Below are 18,199 nucleotides of genomic sequence, written 5' to 3' on the forward strand. Positions count from 1 at the left end.
CAACAGGGCTCGCTCGACGGTATGTGGCATCAGGCCACGCAGCCAAGAAGTTGCGTGGCCTTTAGATGTCACGACAGTACGGCACGGGGTTCGAGAAAGGCCTCGAGCCCAAAGACGCCGAATTCCCGCCCGAAGCCGGATTGCTTGAATCCGCCGAATGGTGCCATTGGGTCATGCGGCGCATCGTTGATGAACACGCGGCCTGCCTCGATCTGGTTTGCGACGCGTTTTGCCCGCGCGACGTCGGAAGAAAAGACGTGCGCCTGCAGGCCGTAATCGGTGTCGTTCGCGATCGTGATGGCGTCTTCCTCGTCGCGGTAGGAGATCAGCGATAGCACGGGGCCGAATATCTCCTCGCGCGCGATGCGCATGTCGTTGCGAACGCCGGTAAAGATGGTGGGCTTGACGAACCAGCCGCGCTGCAGCCCTTCCGGACGACCTTCGCCGCCTGCCAGCAGTCTGGCGCCTTCCTCCTGTCCCAGGCGAATATAGCTTTGCACGCGATCCCACTGCTTCTGGCTGACCATCGGACCAACCTGAACCTGTTCGTCGGCCGGTTCTCCCGACCTGAAGTCTTTGATGGTGTGGCTGAGCCGTTCCTCGATTTCACCGAACCTGCTTTCTGGAGCAAGAATGCGGGTTCCGGCAATGCAGGCCTGACCGCTGTTGCGGAACCCTGGCACCAGCACCTGCGGGATGGCGACCTCAAGATCGGCATCGTCCAGAATGATGCTGGGGCTTTTGCCGCCAAGTTCCATTGTGACGCGCTTCATAGTGGCCGCTGCCGCCTGAACAATGCCGCGACCTGTGGCAGTGGAACCGGTGAAGGTGATCTTGGACACGTCGCGGTGAGCCGTCAGTGCCGCACCAACGACGCCTCCATACCCGGTGACGATATTGAAAATGCCATCGGGAAGACCGGCCGCGTGCAGGCATTCAGTGATCACCTGCGTCTGCAGGGCGCTCATCTCCGAAGGTTTGATCACCATCGTTGCTCCGGCTGCAATGGCGGCGGAGAGCTTGCCGCAGATAAAACTGTAGTTGCTGTTCCAGGGCGTGATCGCCACAGCAACACCCGAGGGTCGCATCTCGACATCGGCGCTGCCCATGCGGCGTTGGAACTCGTAGTCCTTCAGCGTTCTTGCCATGTCGAGAAAGACGCTACCTGCGCGTGACGCTGAAAAGCCGATGAAGCCCGATGGCGCACCATATTCTTCACGCATGGCGGACGCCAGATCGTCGGTTCGGGCGGACACCGCGGCATGCAGCCGGTTCAGCATGTCGATCCGCTCTTTTCTGGTCGTATTCGAAAAGGCTGGGAAAGCGCGTTTGGCGGCAGCAACTGCGCGGTCGGCGTCCCGCTCATCTGCGAGCCGCACGCTGCCGATCTGGTCCTCGGTTGCCGGATTGAAAAGCGGCGCCCATTGATCGCCGTGCGGCGTGACAAACGCCCCGTTGATATAGATCCGATCGATGATGTGCATGTTTCTTCTCCTGTGATGGCTTCACAGCAAAAATGGCATGCGGTAAGTGTCGCGTGTAGTAGGACAAAATCGGACAGCCTGATGAACTGGATTGCGCAATGAGGGCAAGCCTGATCGAGCTTGAAGCGGTTGCCGGCGTCGCGCGTCACGGTGGATTCCGGGCTGCCGCGCGCGAACTCGGTATGTCGTCATCGGCTTTGAGCCATGCGATCGCCGCACTTGAGGAGCGCCTTGCCGTCAGGCTTTTCAACCGCACCACGCGTAGCGTGTCCTTGTCTGCAGCCGGTGAGCAATTCCTATCTGAAATCGCACCTGCCCTGCAGACGCTCGAGAAGGCGATCGAAAATGTCGGTGAACATTCAGATCGGCCCTCCGGGAGACTCCGGCTGAATATGGCGCCGGGCGCGGCGCGCATTCTGCTGCAGCCGCTCATCCTCGAGTACAGCCGTCGATACCCGGATGTCGACATCGAGATCGTGACCGAAAATGCGCTCGTGGATGTGATCGGCAAAGGTTTCGATGCGGGCATTCGTCTCGCCGAGGCTATCTCGCCCGACATGGTGGCCGTACCGATCATTCCGAAAATGCGGTCTTTCGTCGTCGGCTCGCCGCGCTACTTCGACGGCCGTTCAAAGCTTGTCGTCCCAGCCGATCTCGCCCGGCACGTCTGTATCCAGATGCGCATGACAAGCGGGAGACTCTATCGCTGGGAGTTTGAGAAGCACGGGGAAACACACTTGATCGATGTCAGCGGCCATCTGACATTTGATGGGTCTGACCTTATTCTGGAGGCCGCTCTTGCCGGATTTGGGCTCGCCTATCTGGGTGAACATGCACTTGCACCCCATATTGCCTCAGGCGATCTCATTCCTGTTTTGGAAGACTGGTCTCCCGAATATCCGGGACTTAGCCTTTATTTCTCGCAACGGCGACACATGCCAGCCAAACTGCGTGCCTTCATCGAGCTGATCCGAGAGCGTTCGACTGGCGACAATCGATAACGAGGATGCCTATCTTTGTCGTAAGCCTGGTCGTTGGTGCATATTTTGTCGATACCGGTCTTCTTGCAAGCTTGCGAGAAGGCAGTCTCTCTTCGACGCGACAAGATTCGGCGTGGTGCGCCACCGGAGAGGCGCGATGTTTCCAGCGAGCTCTTTTTGGTATCGGCGCGCCGATCCCCCGGCCTCGGCATCCCCTGTATTGTAGGGCGAACAGAGACCGACTTCACGTTTTGAAATGAACGGTCACCGAAAATGAGTTCCCATTCCGTGCCAATGCGGTCATGTCTTTGCAAAACTTGCACGAGCCAGTGTTCGATGACAAACTTTAAAGAGTTGACAGCATGGAAAATCCGGTTGCATTGAATCGCCTTTCTGAAAACACGGTCTTCCGTAAAGGCGACGTTTTCGTACTCTTCGGCGAACTGTTCGGCCGCGGATACGCCACCGGCTTGCTCGACGAAGCGAGACGGGCTGGAATGGAGATTGTGGGAATCACCGTCGGGCGGCGTGACGAGAACAACACGCTGCGGCCGCTCGACGCCGATGAACTGTCTTCGGCGGAGGCCCAGCTGGGCGGCAGGATCATCAACATACCTCTTATGGCGGGTTTCGATCGCGATGCGCCCGCAGACGGGCCGACTCCCACCGATCTCCTGGCAAAAATGACGCTTGAGAGCTGGGAGCACGACAAGCTCGACTGGGACTATGTCAGGCAATGCCGCGACATTGCCAATGCGCGTTTTACGGAATCGCTTTCGAAAGTCATGACCGTTCTCGACGGTATGATCGCCGATGGCCGCAATGTTTTCTTCGCCCACACAATGGCAGGCGGCATCCCGAAGGCGAAGGTGTTCCTGGTCATCGCCAATCGGATCTACAAGGGAACCGGAACCCGCCACATGTCCTCGCAGACCCTGCTCGACAGTGACATGGGAAAACTCATCCTGCAGAATTTTGACGACGTCTCCGCAAACACCTTTCGCCATCTCATCGATTTCAGTGCGGCGATCCGCGAGCGCGTTGAAGCTTCAGGCGGTCAAGTGCGATATACGGCCTATGGTTATCACGGATCGGCGGTCCTCATCGACGGAAGTTATCGTTGGCAGACCTACACCAATTACACCCAGGGTTACGCGAAGATGCGGCTCGAAGGCATTGCAGAGGAAGCCTGGGCTAAAGGGATCAAGGCAACAGTTTATAATTGCCCCGAAATCCGGACCAATTCGTCCGACGTGTTCACCGGTATCGAGCTGCCCCTGATACCGCTGCTGCTTGCGTTGAAGAAAGAAAACGGCGGCCAATGGGCAGATGACCAGTGGCAGGCCTGCCAGCAGCTGCTGGTAGATGGCCTAACTATGGAAGACGTCTTCGGCAAGATCGCCGCCATGCAGGCCAGCGATGTCATGCGTCCGTTCTATGACTTTTCGGCATGGCCCATGGCAAACAGCCAGGCGCAGGCTGATCTCACCATCGGCACGTCCAACGAAATCACCCAGATGCATCGGGATAGCAAGGTGATGATCAGCGATCTGTTGAGCAGTCTCGTTGTGACGGCAACAGGGCAGCTAATCTTCGGTGAATCTTCCGAACCCTCCGGTCCAGTTCTGTGGCTCAACCATGACATTGTGGCCCGGCGACTTAACGCGTCCCACGCGCATTCGAAGTCTTCCGCGCCGCTAATGGGATCCGCGCAGCCTGAGATGGCGTGAAGGCTTCCCAGCCTGGCCTGAAGACCGGGTGCTTTAGCCATGAACGATCCAGAACCACATGGGTGGACTGGTCCCTGGTGGTAAGAAACAACTACCCCGATGCCGAGCTTTTTGTTGATCGTCTCTCCCGGGCCTTGGTCGGATCGTCGCTGATCGCGGCGAGATGCGTTGGCAAGTTGCAGGCTAGGGCTTGCAGGACTAACGTCTACGCCAGATCTGAAGGATATAGCAGCGCAAAAAAATCGGGCTTGCTATAAGACAACTTAGGCTCACACCGGGACACAGCGGTGCGAGCCTGCGTTAACAGGGGATTGAGACATGCCATATCATTTTCTTGAAGTCGCCGTGACGCCAAGCGTCAGAGCCGCTCAGTCTGCCATGGGCGTGGACCAGATCTGGTTGGGTAATGATAGCCGTCCCTCCGATACCCTCACAGAAGACGAGATCGCTTTCATCGCCGCACGTGACAGCTTCTATATGGCATCGGTCTCGGAAACGGGCTGGCCCTACGTTCAACATCGTGGAGGCAATGCCGGTTTTCTCAAAGTCGTTGATCAACGAACTCTGGCCTTTGCCGATTATCGCGGTAACCGACAGTACATCAGCACCGGCAATCTGGCTGCCAATGACCGGGCCTGTCTTTTTCTGATGGATTACGCGCGAAGGGCGAGGCTCAAAATCTATGTCCATGTAGATCGGCTCACACTTGATGCCGACCCGACGCTCAACGATCTGGTATCCGACCCCACATATAAAGGCCGTGCGGAGGGGATTTTCAGGCTTCGGCTTGAAGCGTACGACTGGAACTGCCCCCAGCATATTACTCCGCGCTACACCCAACAGCAGGTCGAGCAGGCAGTCGCTCCTCTTCGTGAAAAACTGATGCAATTAGAAACCGAAAACGCAGCCTTGCGAGCACAGTTGGGAGGACTTCAAACATGAATGAAGTTCTACGACCACCATGTCCCCCGTTCAGCGTGGTGGAGAAAGTCCTGCTTGCCGTCTGTTAGGATATCTGGCAGGCGTTCTTGGCCGCTCCTTTGAGTGCGCGCAACACCTGCAGTGATCAGCCTCATGGGGTACTCACGGTCTACCGGAAATAATTGTCAGCTTTCGGGCTTCGAGTTTGCGGTGAGGCCGTCACAACGCTTCCGACCGCCTTGTGTCGATCGCGGTAATTGTGGAAGAACGGCCAAGAATGTTGGCCGAGCCGCTGCCTTGAGGCTTGTGCCAATGCGTATCGGAGCAAGCCATCAGGCAAGCACAAAAAGTGAGAGAAAATGTTCCGTTTTTCAGTGATAGTGGCTGCGTGCTTGAGTATCAGCGGATGCGGACTAACCAAAGTACCTGATTTTGTGCATGATCGCGACGTAAGCAAGCTGGATGCGGTAGGTGTCAGCCTGGAGGCCGCAAGAGCGATGGTGACGCGAAACGGCTTCCGATGCAACCAAAGCCTTGATCGAAACCGCACAGTCGTGACCAAAGACAACGTCCAACGCAAGACCGATATCCTCGAGTGCCATAAAACCTCCTTTGACCTAGTCTGCCCGCAGCGAAGATACGTGGTTTTCAATGCCGATCCGCAGAGCGGCATAGTTTACAGCGTAGGCCGGCGTATAACCCAACATTCCTGTTTCTAAACCGATGAGCTTAAAATGCTCCGGCGTTGAACCTGCCGACGAATGTTCTTTCACGGCAAAGATCGCCGCTGCAACATTGACCCTGTCGATGAAATGTCAGGCCAGGTGCTGTGATCGCGCGTGATACCAAGAGTGTTGGCATAAGTGCTTAACGAAGCAGTCCGTCCACGTCGAACTCCTCCCAGCCGCCGAGCTTCGAGGCCGGATCATCGGAAGACGTCGTTGGCCGCTTCGCAACCTTCTTCTTGAGCGACCGTGTCAGCTTTGCCTGATATGCTGCGCGCCGCCTCTTTTCGGCTTTCGCCTCTGCATCCTCCACCCGCCATTCGTCGACAACGCCACGGTCGAGAAGGTCTTCGACCACCTTGGGGTCAAAGACATGGAACGTGATCTGACGGGCGCGGCCGTTCAGTCTGACCGTTCGCGTCCCCGCGCTCGGCAGGCGACCGTCGGCAAGCCAACGATGCCGCTCGCTCGTCTTGATAGTCAGGATGTCCTCGATTTCGCGCGGGATTACCGGCAGTGCAGCGGCCTCCGTCACCACATTTGTGACGATGGTCGCTGCTGCATTGAACGCGGTCTTTTCACTGGCCGTCATCGCCAGGGTGAGATCAACTCCTTCGAGCGAGATCAACTTTTTTGCATGAGCGGGCAGCCTTGCCTGTATTTCTTGAAGGACGCCTTTGGCGCGAACGGCCGACCCCATTGTCACGGTAGCCGGCAGGGTCCATGTTCTGATCAGTTCGATGTGATGTTTTTCATGCTTCGGCATGTCGCACAGATGGTGTTTGAGCGCGTTCAAGTCAAACAGCTAATTGATGGCACTCGTTCACTCGGCCAACTTGCTACGAGGCATGAAAGACAAGTCTGATGAACATCAGCCGATCTTTCTTCTCCCTTCGTATTGCTGAAATCTTCCATCAAGATACGCAAGAATGGTGTAGCAGCAGGGGCGTTCTGCCGGCTTTCTGGCCGGACTGCGGTGATGTTCGCCCTGGTGGGGCGAAAGATATCGCTGAGCTCTCTCTGCCGAGGCTTATTTGGGAGCCCTCGTTGTCGGTTTGTCTCAAGCCCAGGGTGAAGGCTGATCTGCAATAACTGAGTTGAAGTCGCTTATGGCAGCGTAGCGCGCGGCTCGCACCTTTCTGAATTTGCTGCTGTCCACCACCAGATGCTTTTGAACCGAGCGTTGCATAACCATCTGCTTGATCGGCACTTCATGAAAATGTGAGCAGGTGACGCCATGCTGTTCGTCCACGCCACCGGCAGACAAAAATGCCTTGTTGATATTGATGCGCTTCAGCACCTCGATACCCTCATCACCCGAAAACGAAGCCGCTTCCGGATGATAGACCCCCCCGAGCATGATCAGGCGGACATCGGTTCTGCTCGCCAGCTCCTCTGCAACATTGAGGGAATAGCAGATGACCGTGACATGGGCGTTTGCCGGAATTTGCCGCGCCAGATGCGGCATCGTCGTTCCGCAATCGATGAATACAGTGTCATATGGTTCGATTAGAGCTACCGCCTGCGTGCAGGCGCGCGCCTTGGCAGTTGCATGGCTGTCCTTCTCCTGCTCGAGCACATAGTCGCTGCTGATGGCGCCATCCTGAACCGGAATGATGTAGCCGCCAAGACAGCTAAGCCGCTGACCGTCGGCGGCAATGTCGCGGCGAATGGTAATTTCGGATACGCCAAGCCGGGACGCTGCGTCCCGCAGCCTCAGGACACCCGTTTCCTGAACCAGCCCGGCCAGTGCGTCCAACCTGGCATTGTGTGCACTTATTCTGCTCACCTTATCTCCGCTTTCGGTTTGTCCCTGCGCTTCATATTTCGGTGTTAGTTTCCTTGCAATCGCCCCTCTCTACGCTTGACAGAAGAACAACAAACATGAAACGATCGAAACATAATGATCGGATTGTATCATAATAGTTCGCATTATCGGGAGAGGAAGACAACAGGTTTCTGGGTCACATCGTGGTCCATCTACCGGGGCGTGGGAAGCCTTTTCCGGGAGAATGAGGAGGCGTCGGACGCGTGAGGAGCGGATACCGGCGTTAGGGATCGACCATTGTCGGGTGCTGCGACTGGAATAGGTCCGGCACAGTGCAGTTTCAAAGGGAGGAGTTATCCGTGAACAAGATTTTCGCAACCATCGCGCTTGCTGCCACGCTTTCGGCGTCGGCTGTCTTTGCGCAGAGCGCCGTCGATACATCGAAGGTCAATAAGGAATTGATCACCGCGGCGAGTGGCAAGAAATACACCATTGCGACCGTCGTGAAGGTGGATGGCATCGCGTGGTTTGACCGCATGCGCGATGGCGTCGAGCAGTTCAAGGGCGATACCGGAAACGATGTCTGGATGGTTGGCCCAAGTCAGGCCGATGCCGCCGCCCAGGTACAGATTGTTGAAAATCTCATCGCGCAGGGCGTTGACGCCATCGCCATCGTGCCGTTCTCGGTGGAAGCGGTGGAACCGGTGCTCAAGAAAGCCCGCGATCGCGGCATTGTCGTCATCAGCCATGAGGCTTCCAATATCCAGAACGTCGATTTCGACATCGAAGCCTTCGACAACAAGGCCTATGGCGCGAACCTGATGAAGGAGCTCGGCAAATCCATGGGCGGCAAGGGCAAATATGTCGCCACCGTTGGCAGTCTGACGTCCAAGTCGCAGATGGAATGGATCGATGGCGCCGTCGAGTACCAGAAGGCCAACTTCCCGGAAATGTCGCAGGCGACCGAGCGGCTTGAAACCTATGACGACGCCAATACCGACTACACCAAACTCAAGGAAGCGATGACCGCCTATCCTGATATCACCGGTATTCTCGGCGCGCCGATGCCGACATCGGCAGGCGCGGGTCGCCTGATCGCCGAAGGCGGTCTGTCGGGCAAGGTCTTCTTCTCGGGCACGGGCCTGGTTTCCGTTGCCGGCGAATACATCAAGAACGATAACATCCAGTACATTCAGTTCTGGGATCCGGCCGTTGCCGGTTATGCCATGAACATGCTGGCTGTCGCGGTTCTCGAGAAGAAGAACGAGCAGATCAAGGCCGGCCTGAATATGGGCCTGCCCGGTTACGAAAGCCTGCTGGTTCCTGACGCCTCCAAGCCACATCTGCTCTATGGCGCAGGTTGGGTCGGCGTGACCAAAGAAAACATGGACAAGTACGACTTCTGATCCGCACCACGGGGGGAGGGGCAACCCTCTCTCCTTACACCCCGTGTTTTCCAGCCTTGCACGAGGCCATTATGACTGAAAATCTGATCGAGCTGCGCCATATCGGCAAGCGGTTTGGCGGCGTGAAGGCGCTCGACGACGTGTCGCTGAGCATTCGCCCGGGAGAAATCCATTGCCTTGCCGGTGAAAACGGTTCCGGTAAATCCACCGTCATCAAAATCATGTCCGGGGTTTACACGCCCGAGGACGGCGAGATTCTGATCGACGGGAAGCCTGTTGGCAAACTCGATCCGGTAAAATCCGTTCACCACGGTATTCAGGTGATCTATCAGGATTTTTCGCTGTTCGGTAACCTGACGGTCGCCGAAAACCTGGCGATCAATACCTTCCTGATGGAAGGCCGCAAGACGGTCGACTGGCGACAGGTTCGTCAGCTGGCTCAAAAGGCGTTGGACCGCCTCGGCGTGAGCATCGATCTTGATGCGGATGTCGAAAGCCTGCCCACGTCGGGCAAGCAGATCGTGGCGATCGCCCGCGCTCTCATGGCCGATGCGCGCCTGATCATCATGGATGAGCCGACGACGGCGCTAACGCGCCACGAGGTCGATGCCCTGTTCAAGATCGTGCGCGATATTCAGGCGCAGGGCATTGCCGTTCTCTTTGTCAGCCACAAGATGCGCGAGATGCTCGAAATCAGCGAGCGCCTGACCGTTTTCCGCAACGGCAAGAAGGTTGCCGAAGGACCGATTGCCGAATTCGACGAGCCGGCAATCACACGCGCGATGACGGGGCAGGAACTGACCGCCCACAGCTACCAGTGGGCTCCTCGGGAGGGCGCCGACATGCCGGTGCTGGAAGTGCGCAATCTCTCGGTTCCGGGTTCGGTGGAAAATGCCGACCTGACGCTGAGGTCGGGCGAAATCGTCGGTATTTCGGGCTTGATCGGTTCGGGTCGTACCGAACTTGCACTGGCGCTGTTTGGCATGCGCCCTGACTTTACAGGTTCAGTGCGCCTTGCAGGCCGCGAGGTTCACCCGAGGACCGTTCAGGAAGGTATTGCCTGCGGTGTCGCCTATGTTCCGGAGGACCGCCTGACCGAGGGGCTATTCCTGACACAATCGATCGAGCGCAATATCATTGTCACGTCGATTGAGAAATTTGTCCGTGGTCTCTTCATCAATCGTAAAAAGGCCGACGAAACGACCCGCGATATGTTCTCGGCCATGCAGATCGTGGCGCCGGGACCGCACACGCCGGTCAACCATCTGTCCGGCGGCAACGCACAGCGCGTGGTTCTGGCCCGCTGGCTGCTGACGGGCGCCAAAGTGCTGATCCTGAACGGCCCGACCGTCGGTGTCGATGTTGGTTCCAAAGCACAGATTCATAACATCATCCGCAAACTGGCCGAAAAGGAAGGCCTGTCCGTGCTGATGATTTCCGACGATGTCCCGGAACTGGTGCAGAACTGCAATCGCGTGGTGGTTATGCACCGCGGCCGTTTCGTTGACGAATTGTCCGGAGAAGGCATGACCGAAGACGCCGTTAATGACCGGCTCAAGACGCTGAATTGAGGGGCCGCAAAACATGAAATTCTTCAGAAGCACAGAGTTTATTATTGCCGGCGTCTTGCTGGCGGCCATGGTCATTATTGGTACTATCAACCCGGCATTCTGGTCGCTGGACAACATTTTCGGGCTGCTGCGTTCCAATGTCGTGATCGGCATTATGGCGCTCGGCGTCCTGCTGGTAATGATTTCCGGCGGTATCGATGTTTCGTTCACGGCCTTTGCCATTGCAGCGATGTATCTGACTGTGCGCGCCATGGTCTATCTCGGCTATGACGGCGTGCTCGTTCCCTTCGTTGCGGCAACGCTGATAGGGCTGGCTCTTGGTGCGTTCAACGGTTTCATTATCCACCGTTTTAGGATGATCCCGCTGATCGTGACGCTTGGAACCGGATCGATCGTGCGCGGTCTGGTTCTCGGCCTCGTCGGCACCAGCATCGTCAACATCAACAAGATGCCAAAGGAACTGATCGGGTTCGGCAAAACCGACGTCATCTCGCTGACGTCGGCCACGGGATCGACTTTCGGACTGACCGCGATGTTTGTGGTCTATATGGGTCTGGCATTGGTTATCCACCTCGTCCTCACCTACACCATGATCGGGCGCAGTGTTTATGCCTATGGCGGCTCGCCCGAAGCGGCCAAGCGCGTTGGCTTCAATACCGGCGCGACGATCTTCTTTGTCTACTGCGTTGCCGGTGCGCTGGCAGGTTTCTCAGGGCTGCTGCACTCATCGATGATCTGGCTTGCCAACCCGCGTGACTTTGTCGGTCTCGAACTCGACGTGATAGCGGCCGTGGTTCTGGGCGGGGCATCGATCTTTGGCGGACGCGGCACGGTTCTCGGCACCTTGATGGGCGTGTTCATGCTGGTGATGGTCAAAAACTCACTGATCATCATGAAGGTGGACACCACCTGGCAGCGCGTCGTTGTCGGCCTGATCATCATCGTCGCCACCGCCATCACCGCATGGCGCGATCGCAAAAGCATAGCGTAACGGGAGAGCGCATCATGAAAAATTCGTTCGATATGCGCCGGCTTCTCGGCAACGACAACAACATCCTTCAGCTCCTTGTGATCACCGTCATCGTCTTCGCGCTGATGACCTGGATGAACCCCGGCAAGTTCCTGAATTATTACAACTTCGAGTCCATCAGCTATATCATGCCCGAACTGGGGATCCTCTCCATCGCCATGATGATTGCCATGCTGACCGGCGGCATCGATCTTTCCGTGGTGGGCATTGCCAATCTGGCGGGTATCATCGCCGGCGTCTATTTCCATTCCACCATGGTTCAGGCAGGGCAGTCCTCTACGTCGGGCATGGTGTTCTACACCGGTCTTGGCATCCTGCTCGCCATGGCAGTCGGCTTGCTGGCCGGTTTGGTCAACGGCCTGCTGGTCGCGAAACTGCGCATTACGCCGATCCTTGCCACGCTTGGCACAGGCCAGGTCTTGATGGGACTGGCACTGGTGATGACCGGCGGGCCGGCAATCGTCGGTTTTCCCGATGCATGGAACTGGATCGGTAACGGTAAAATCTTCGGCATCGCGACTCCGTTCCTGCTGTTCGTCGCCGTGTGCATCATCGTGGCTATCCTGCTGACGCGCTCGACGCTTGGCATCAACCTGATGCTGATCGGGACCAATCCGCGGGCCGCAGTGTTTGCCGGCATCCGCAAAGATCGCATGATGCTGTATTCCTACATGCTGACCGGCGTTCTGGCGTCACTGGCGGGGATCATTCTGTCCGGCCGAACCAATGCAGCGAAATCCGACTACGGTGCGTCCTATCTGTTGCAGGCGGTGCTGATCGCGGTACTCGGCGGCACCAATCCCGCAGGCGGAAAGGGGCGGGTTCTTGGCATCGCCATCGCACTGATCGCCCTCATGCTGCTTTCCTCCGGCTTCCAGATGATGCGGTTCTCCAACCACCTTATCGACTTCATCTGGGGGGCATTCCTCATTCTCGTCATCGCCATCAATGCGTGGCGCAACCCCGGCAGGTGATCTCATGCAGGCGACGGAATTTCATCTCCGCAGGCAGGACTTTACAGACGTCCCGCATCTTCTGGCCGCAACCGATGGGCTGAAGGTCACCGCCTTCCGCTATGCCACCGGCATTGAGGCACTGCAATTGGACAACCGCCTCGGCCGGATCGTCATATTGCCTTTCATGGGGCAGATGATCTGGAGCGTGGCGTTCAACGGCGTCGACCTGACCATGGGAAGCCGCTTTGCCATACCACGACCGGCAGGTTCAATCGTCGAGACCTATGGGTGTTTTGCATTCCACAGTGGCATGCTGCGCAATGGTTGCCCGTCGCCGCAGGACAATCACCCCCTGCACGGTGAAATGCCCTGTGCCGCCATGGACAAGGCCGGTTTTGTCGTCGCCCACGACGCGCGCGGCGCCTATGTTCGGGTAACAGGCGAAGTTGAATATGTCATGGGCTTCGGCGCCAATTATCTCGCCCGCCCCAGCGTGACTTTGCACGCTGAAGACACGCTTTTTGACATGGTCATGGATATCCAGAACCTGTCATCAGCGCCCATGGACCTCATGTATATGTGCCATGTGAACTTTGCTTATGCCGAGGGTGCACGCATCGTTCAGCCCGTGCCGTATACGCCGGAGCAGGTGAAGGTGCGCACGGCCGTGCCCGGCCATGTGACGCCAAACCCCGATTATCTTTCCCTGCTGGAGACGCTGGCAAAGCAGCCTTCAGCCATGGAAGTGCTTAACGAGCCGCAACGTTACGACCCCGAACAGGTGTTTTACATTAACGGCCTGCCGACGGACGGCGAGGGGCTTACGCATCTGATGATGCAGCGGCGTGAGGGCGATGGCTTTGCCATCTCCTATCCGCTTGCCGCCTTCCCGAAGACGGTGCGCTGGATCCTGGTCAATGGGGATTCGCAAGTTGCCGCATTTGCCCTGCCGTCGACCTGCGAGCCGGAGGGCTATCTGGCGGAGAAGGCCAAGAACAACGTGCAGAGCCTGGCACCGGGCGAACGCAGGGCGTTTCCGGTACGGCTCGGCTATCTCGATTGCGCTGCCGCCGATCAGTTCGGCGCCAGGATCAGCGCCCTTTGAAACAGGATATCCAGGGAATTTCGGCATGAGCAAGAAAATCGGGGTCGTAGGCTCCAACATGGTCGACCTTATCACCTATGTGAACCGTATGCCCGGACCGGGCGAGACGCTCGAAGCTCCCGCCTTCGAAATGGGTTGCGGCGGCAAGGGCGCCAATCAGGCGGTGGCTGCGGCGCGTCTTGGCGCTGACGTCATGATGGTCACCCGGGTCGGTGAAGATGTCTTCGCCGACAATACCATTCGCAATCTCGAGAGCTTCGGCGTGGATACGCGTCACGTGGTGAAGGTTGCCGGCAAGTCCAGTGGCGTCGCGCCGATTTTCGTCGAGCAGTCTGGCGAGAATTCGATCCTCATCGTCAAGGGCGCCAATGCCGATCTTCTGCCGGCAGAGGTCGACAAGGCGGCCGCCGATCTGAAACAGTGCGGTCTGATCCTCATGCAGATGGAAGTGCCGGTTGAGACAGTCTATCACACCATCGAACTTGCGGCCCAAAACGGTATCGAGACGATCCTCAATCCTGCGCCCGCCGCTGCCAATCTCGATCCGGAGCGTATTCGCCAGGTAACGTTCCTCGTTCCGAACGAGAGCGAGCTGGCATTACTGTCCGGCTTGCCGACCGAGACCGACGAAGCAATCATCACTGCCGCCCGTTCCCTGATCGCACGCGGTATCCGTACCGTCATCGTGACGCTGGGCGGACGTGGCGCGCGCATGATTACGTCAGATGAGATCGTCAATATCGAGCCCGTCAAGGTAACGCCGAAAGACACCACCGGCGCTGGCGACGCCTTTATTGGCTCCTTTGCCCGCTTTTATGCCGAAACGGGAGAGGTCGTGTCTTCACTGAAGAAGGCATCTCTCTATGCGGCGCATTCCATCACCCGTCCCGGAACACAGAAGGCCTACGCCAGCATCGAAGAGTTCGAGGCATTCTGCCGCGAACATGCCAATGCCGCAGCCTGACCAGAAGAATGGACAGAAAATGAGCGAAGCATTCCCCAGAAACAACGGCACGGCTCTCAAACCGGAATGGTTTGAAGATGTATCGGTCAATCGCAGTGCCTCCGAACGGCGGGCAGCAACAATCACCACCCGGCGCTCGGTCAAGAAGGAATATCAGGTTGCCTGGCAGATCAAGGCGATTACCTGCATCGATCTGACAACGCTGTCCGGCGACGACACGCCCGGTCGTGTGCGCCGACTGTGTGCGAAAGCGCGACGTCCGGTTCGGGACGACATTCTTGAGGCACTCGGTCTTGCTGACGCCGGTATCACAACCGGTGCCGTCTGCGTCTATCCGACCATGGTGCCCCATGCCATCAAGGCACTGGAAGGCACGACTATTCCGGTCGCATCGGTGGCGACGGGCTTTCCCTCCGGCCTCACTCCGCTACCGCAGCGGCTGGCAGAAATCCGCTATGCCGTCGAGCAGGGCGCTAAGGAGATCGATATCGTTATTACTCGCGAGTTCGTTCTGACGCAGAACTGGACCGCACTTTATGACGAGATCGCCGCGATGCGTGAAGCCTGTGGCGACGCCCATATGAAGGCTATCCTGGCGACGGGTGATCTCAATACGCTGACCAATGTCTATCGCGCCTCGATGGTGGCGATGCAGGCGGGGTCGGACTTCATCAAAACCTCGACCGGCAAAGAGGAGGTCAACGCCACTCTGCCGGTCAGTCTGACCATGGTGCGTGCGCTGCGCGACTACGGCGAACTGACTGGCCAGATGGTCGGCTTCAAGCCTGCAGGCGGCTTGAAGACAGCGAAGGACGCGTTGTCGTGGCTGACGCTGATGAAGGAGGAGCTGGGCAATCGCTGGTTGGAACCGGACCTGTTCCGCATCGGCGCCAGCTCGATGCTTGGCGATATCGAGCGGCAGCTCGAACATTTCGTAACCGGTCGCTATTCCAGCGCTCACCATCACGCTGCTGCATAAGGACTGAAAAAATGCGACCCATCAAGGACATTTTGGAAACCATGGAATATGGACCTTCCCCCGAAGCCAATGGTGATGTGAAACAGTGGCTCGACGCGCATGGACGCTCGTTTGGACATTATATCAACGGCCGGTTCGTTTCTCCCGAGGGCCGCGAGACCATTTCCGTGTCAAACCCCGCAAACGGGGATAAGCTGGCGGAAATCATTCGCGGCAATGAGGAAGACGTCGATCAGGCGGTCAAGGCCGCCCGCACGGCCTTCGCAAAATGGTCGAAGCTGTCGGGTCACGAGCGCGCTCGTTACCTCTATGCTATTGCCCGACATGTACAGAAGCGCGAGCGCTTCCTGTCCGTTCTGGAAACGATGGATAACGGCAAGCCGGTTCGCGAAACACGCGATATCGACATCCCACTCGTCGCCCGCCATTTTTACCATCACGCCGGATGGGCCGAAATGGTGGAAGACGAGTTCCGTGGTTTCTCGCCGGTCGGTGTTTGCGGTCAGGTGATCCCGTGGAATTTCCCTCTGCTGATGCTGGCCTGGAAGATTGCGCCGGCGCTTGCTGCCGGCAATACCGTGGTACTTAAGCCTGCAGACCTGACACCGCTGACCGCTGTCGCCTTTGCGGAAATCTGCCACGAGGTCGGCCTTCCCGCCGGTGTCGTCAACATCGTGCAGGGCGATGGCTCGACAGGCGCTGCAATCTGCGGCCATGACGGCATCGACAAGGTTGCCTTCACCGGCTCCACTAAGGTCGGTCGCGTTATTCGCGAGCAGATTGCTGGTTCGGGCAAAAAGCTGTCGCTGGAACTGGGCGGCAAGTCACCATTCATCGTTTTCGAGGATGCAGATCTCGATGCGGCGGTTGAAGGTGTTGTTGACGCGATCTGGTTCAATCAGGGCGAAGTCTGCTGCGCCGGTTCCCGCCTGCTGGTGCAGGAAGGTATTGCCGATAAATTTTATGCACGGCTGAAAAAGCGGTTGGAAACCCTGCGGGTCGGCGATCCGCTCGACAAGTCGACCGATGTCGGCGCGATTGTTTCGGCCACGCAGGTGAAACGCATCACGGATCTGGTACGCAAGGGCGTGGAAGAGGGCGGTGAACTCTGGCAGAGTTCCAACCCGTTGCCGACCACCGGCAATTACGTCGCTCCCGGCTTCTTCACCGAAGTCGATCAGGCATCGACGGTTTGCCAGGTGGAAATCTTTGGCCCGATCGCCGCGGCGACCACCTTCCGCACGCCGGATGAAGCTGTTTCGCTGGCCAACAACACCCGTTACGGCCTCGCCGCCTCCATCTGGTCGGAAAACATCAATGTAGCGCTTGATCTGGCCGCCCGCGTCAAGGCAGGCGTGGTCTGGATCAACTGCACCAACATGCTCGATGCCGGTGCAGGTTTTGGCGGCTACCGCGAAAGTGGCTTCGGTCGCGAAGGTGCGCGCGAGGGGCTTTACGAATATCTGGCGGCAGACTGGGAAAAGAGCCTGCCGGTGACAAAGCCCGCTGAAGCCTTCACGCCATCTGCATTGCCGAACGCTGACAGCAAGATGGCGATCGATGGCCTTGATCGAACCATGAAGAACTATATCGGCGGCAAGCAAGCCCGCCCCGACGGTGGCTACAGTTATTCGGTGACCGGCAAGGGCAACGCCGTGATTGGCATGGCCGGAATAGGCAGCCGCAAGGACATCCGCAATGCTGTGGAAGCAGCGTCCAAGGCAGGCAGCTGGAGTTCCGCAACCGCCCATAACCGTGCTCAAGTGCTCTATTATCTTGCAGAGAACCTCGATGCACGGCGTGACGAATTTGTCGCCCGCATCATCGATAGCACCGGTGTCAGCGAAAAGAAGGCGAAGGACGAAGTCGACGCATCTCTGCGCCGTATTTCCTATTATGCCGCCCAGGCAGACAAGTTCGATGGCGCCGTGCACTCCACCAAGTCACGTCACGTCACGCTTGCCATGAACGAGCCCTGGGGCATCGTCGGGATCGTTTGCCCCGATGAGGCACCCCTCCTGTCGCTGGTGTCGCTGGTGCTGCCTGCAATCGCCATGGGCAATCGCGTTGTGGTGGTCCCGTCGTCTCGCCATCCATTGATCGCCGGTGATTTCTACCAGGTGCTGGACACGTCGGATATGCCCGGCGGGGTCATCAACATTGTGACCGGCGAAAGCGATCTGCTTGCAAAGACACTCGCCGAGCATGATGACGTTGCGGCTGTCTGGTATTTCGGCTCGACCGAGGGAAGCACGATGGTCGAGCGTGCTTCTGCAGGCAACCTGAAGGCCACCTGGGTCAATAATGGCCGTCAGCCCGATTGGCTAAATCGCACCGAAGCGCAGGGTCGTGATTATCTGCGCAGGGCGATCCAGGTGAAGAACATTTGGGTGCCATACGGAGCCTGACCGGCATTGTGCACGGGCGACAACTGACAAAATGGCTTACGGAGGCCAACGGTCTCCGTAGGTTTTTTGAGTTATACTAATTGCTGCAACCGCATCTTTGCCCTGTTGGTCAACCTGGGAAAGTCATTGGCGCAACTTCTGGGTTTCGAGCGGAACGAGGGACTGCGCTTCA

Annotated in this window: 15 protein-coding genes; 11 read left to right on the forward strand and 4 right to left on the reverse strand. The window is 57.8% G+C overall.

Annotated elements, in window-relative coordinates:
- Nucleotides 1–68: 68 nt before the first annotated feature.
- The gene (locus G6L97_RS25550) at nt 69–1,484 is read right to left on the reverse strand and encodes an aldehyde dehydrogenase family protein (protein WP_174004276.1); all 1,416 of its coding nucleotides are present in this window, start codon (nt 1,482–1,484) and stop codon (nt 69–71) included.
- A gap of 98 nt (nt 1,485–1,582) precedes the next feature.
- Here G6L97_RS25550 and G6L97_RS25555 point away from each other — a divergent pair, with 98 nt between their 5' ends.
- From G6L97_RS25555 to G6L97_RS25565, 3 genes are all read left to right on the forward strand, one after another.
- Nucleotides 1,583–2,485 carry a LysR family transcriptional regulator gene (locus G6L97_RS25555; protein WP_174004274.1) on the forward strand — a complete coding sequence of 301 codons (903 nt, stop codon included), beginning with the start codon at nt 1,583–1,585 and terminating at the stop codon, nt 2,483–2,485.
- A 341-nt stretch (nt 2,486–2,826) separates the two neighbouring features.
- On the forward strand, nt 2,827–4,194 hold the full coding sequence (locus tag G6L97_RS25560; RefSeq protein WP_065687674.1) for an enoyl ACP reductase FabMG family protein: 1,368 nt from the start codon (nt 2,827–2,829) through the stop codon (nt 4,192–4,194).
- A gap of 318 nt (nt 4,195–4,512) precedes the next feature.
- Entirely contained in the window at nt 4,513–5,136 is a 624-nt protein-coding gene (locus G6L97_RS25565; protein ID WP_035200808.1) for a pyridoxamine 5'-phosphate oxidase family protein, read from the forward strand.
- A gap of 392 nt (nt 5,137–5,528) precedes the next feature.
- Here the strand turns inward: G6L97_RS25565 and G6L97_RS25570 are convergent, their stop codons facing one another.
- From G6L97_RS25570 to G6L97_RS25580, 3 genes are all read right to left on the reverse strand, one after another.
- Nucleotides 5,529–5,717, reverse strand: a complete 189-nt coding sequence (locus G6L97_RS25570) for a hypothetical protein (RefSeq protein ID WP_236773688.1) — start codon at nt 5,715–5,717, stop codon at nt 5,529–5,531.
- Between the two features lie 265 nt (nt 5,718–5,982).
- Nucleotides 5,983–6,606, reverse strand: a complete 624-nt coding sequence (locus G6L97_RS25575) for a hypothetical protein (protein ID WP_174004287.1) — start codon at nt 6,604–6,606, stop codon at nt 5,983–5,985.
- A 294-nt stretch (nt 6,607–6,900) separates the two neighbouring features.
- Nucleotides 6,901–7,629: a DeoR/GlpR family DNA-binding transcription regulator gene (locus G6L97_RS25580; protein ID WP_174004272.1), complete on the reverse strand. Its 729-nt coding sequence runs from the start codon at nt 7,627–7,629 to the stop codon at nt 6,901–6,903.
- A gap of 338 nt (nt 7,630–7,967) precedes the next feature.
- On the opposite strand from G6L97_RS25580, the gene G6L97_RS25585 reads away from it, so the two are divergent.
- From G6L97_RS25585 to G6L97_RS25620, 8 genes are all read left to right on the forward strand, one after another.
- A complete protein-coding gene (locus G6L97_RS25585) occupies nt 7,968–9,014 on the forward strand; it encodes an autoinducer 2 ABC transporter substrate-binding protein (protein ID WP_003517012.1) in 1,047 nt (348 codons plus the stop codon).
- A gap of 71 nt (nt 9,015–9,085) precedes the next feature.
- On the forward strand, nt 9,086–10,585 hold the full coding sequence (locus G6L97_RS25590) for a sugar ABC transporter ATP-binding protein (protein ID WP_065662796.1): 1,500 nt from the start codon (nt 9,086–9,088) through the stop codon (nt 10,583–10,585).
- 13 nt (nt 10,586–10,598) lie between these two features.
- Nucleotides 10,599–11,576, forward strand: coding sequence for an ABC transporter permease (locus G6L97_RS25595; protein WP_003517007.1), 978 nt, complete (start codon nt 10,599–10,601; stop codon nt 11,574–11,576).
- Nucleotides 11,577–11,590: 14 nt separating this feature from the next.
- Nucleotides 11,591–12,589 (forward strand): ABC transporter permease, encoded by a 999-nt coding sequence (locus G6L97_RS25600; protein WP_003517006.1) that lies wholly within the window; start codon nt 11,591–11,593, stop codon nt 12,587–12,589.
- 4 nt (nt 12,590–12,593) lie between these two features.
- On the forward strand, nt 12,594–13,676 hold the full coding sequence (locus tag G6L97_RS25605; RefSeq protein WP_013637543.1) for an aldose 1-epimerase family protein: 1,083 nt from the start codon (nt 12,594–12,596) through the stop codon (nt 13,674–13,676).
- Between the two features lie 25 nt (nt 13,677–13,701).
- Nucleotides 13,702–14,640, forward strand: a complete 939-nt coding sequence (rbsK, locus tag G6L97_RS25610) for a ribokinase (protein ID WP_149916692.1) — start codon at nt 13,702–13,704, stop codon at nt 14,638–14,640.
- A gap of 19 nt (nt 14,641–14,659) precedes the next feature.
- On the forward strand, nt 14,660–15,619 hold the full coding sequence (gene deoC, locus G6L97_RS25615; protein ID WP_026330875.1) for a deoxyribose-phosphate aldolase: 960 nt from the start codon (nt 14,660–14,662) through the stop codon (nt 15,617–15,619).
- An 11-nt stretch (nt 15,620–15,630) separates the two neighbouring features.
- On the forward strand, nt 15,631–18,027 hold the full coding sequence (locus G6L97_RS25620) for an aldehyde dehydrogenase family protein (protein WP_174004270.1): 2,397 nt from the start codon (nt 15,631–15,633) through the stop codon (nt 18,025–18,027).
- The last annotated feature ends 172 nt before the right edge of the window (nt 18,028–18,199 follow it).

The organism is Agrobacterium tumefaciens (assembly GCF_013318015.2).
Taxonomy (GTDB): domain Bacteria; phylum Pseudomonadota; class Alphaproteobacteria; order Rhizobiales; family Rhizobiaceae; genus Agrobacterium; species Agrobacterium tumefaciens.

What these genes read in the sequence shown, in the direction of transcription:
- G6L97_RS25550 (WP_174004276.1), bottom strand. Translation starts at nt 1,484, where the DNA reads ATGCACATCATCGATCGGATCTATATCAACGGGGCGTTTGTCACGCCG.
- G6L97_RS25555 (WP_174004274.1), top strand. Translation starts at nt 1,583, where the DNA reads ATGAGGGCAAGCCTGATCGAGCTTGAAGCGGTTGCCGGCGTCGCGCGT.
- G6L97_RS25560 (WP_065687674.1), top strand. Translation starts at nt 2,827, where the DNA reads ATGGAAAATCCGGTTGCATTGAATCGCCTTTCTGAAAACACGGTCTTC.
- G6L97_RS25565 (WP_035200808.1), top strand. Translation starts at nt 4,513, where the DNA reads ATGCCATATCATTTTCTTGAAGTCGCCGTGACGCCAAGCGTCAGAGCC.
- G6L97_RS25570 (WP_236773688.1), bottom strand. Translation starts at nt 5,717, where the DNA reads ATGGCACTCGAGGATATCGGTCTTGCGTTGGACGTTGTCTTTGGTCAC.
- G6L97_RS25575 (WP_174004287.1), bottom strand. Translation starts at nt 6,606, where the DNA reads ATGCCGAAGCATGAAAAACATCACATCGAACTGATCAGAACATGGACC.
- G6L97_RS25590 (WP_065662796.1), top strand. Translation starts at nt 9,086, where the DNA reads ATGACTGAAAATCTGATCGAGCTGCGCCATATCGGCAAGCGGTTTGGC.
- G6L97_RS25595 (WP_003517007.1), top strand. Translation starts at nt 10,599, where the DNA reads ATGAAATTCTTCAGAAGCACAGAGTTTATTATTGCCGGCGTCTTGCTG.
- G6L97_RS25600 (WP_003517006.1), top strand. Translation starts at nt 11,591, where the DNA reads ATGAAAAATTCGTTCGATATGCGCCGGCTTCTCGGCAACGACAACAAC.
- G6L97_RS25605 (WP_013637543.1), top strand. Translation starts at nt 12,594, where the DNA reads ATGCAGGCGACGGAATTTCATCTCCGCAGGCAGGACTTTACAGACGTC.
- rbsK (WP_149916692.1), top strand. Translation starts at nt 13,702, where the DNA reads ATGAGCAAGAAAATCGGGGTCGTAGGCTCCAACATGGTCGACCTTATC.
- deoC (WP_026330875.1), top strand. Translation starts at nt 14,660, where the DNA reads ATGAGCGAAGCATTCCCCAGAAACAACGGCACGGCTCTCAAACCGGAA.
- G6L97_RS25620 (WP_174004270.1), top strand. Translation starts at nt 15,631, where the DNA reads ATGCGACCCATCAAGGACATTTTGGAAACCATGGAATATGGACCTTCC.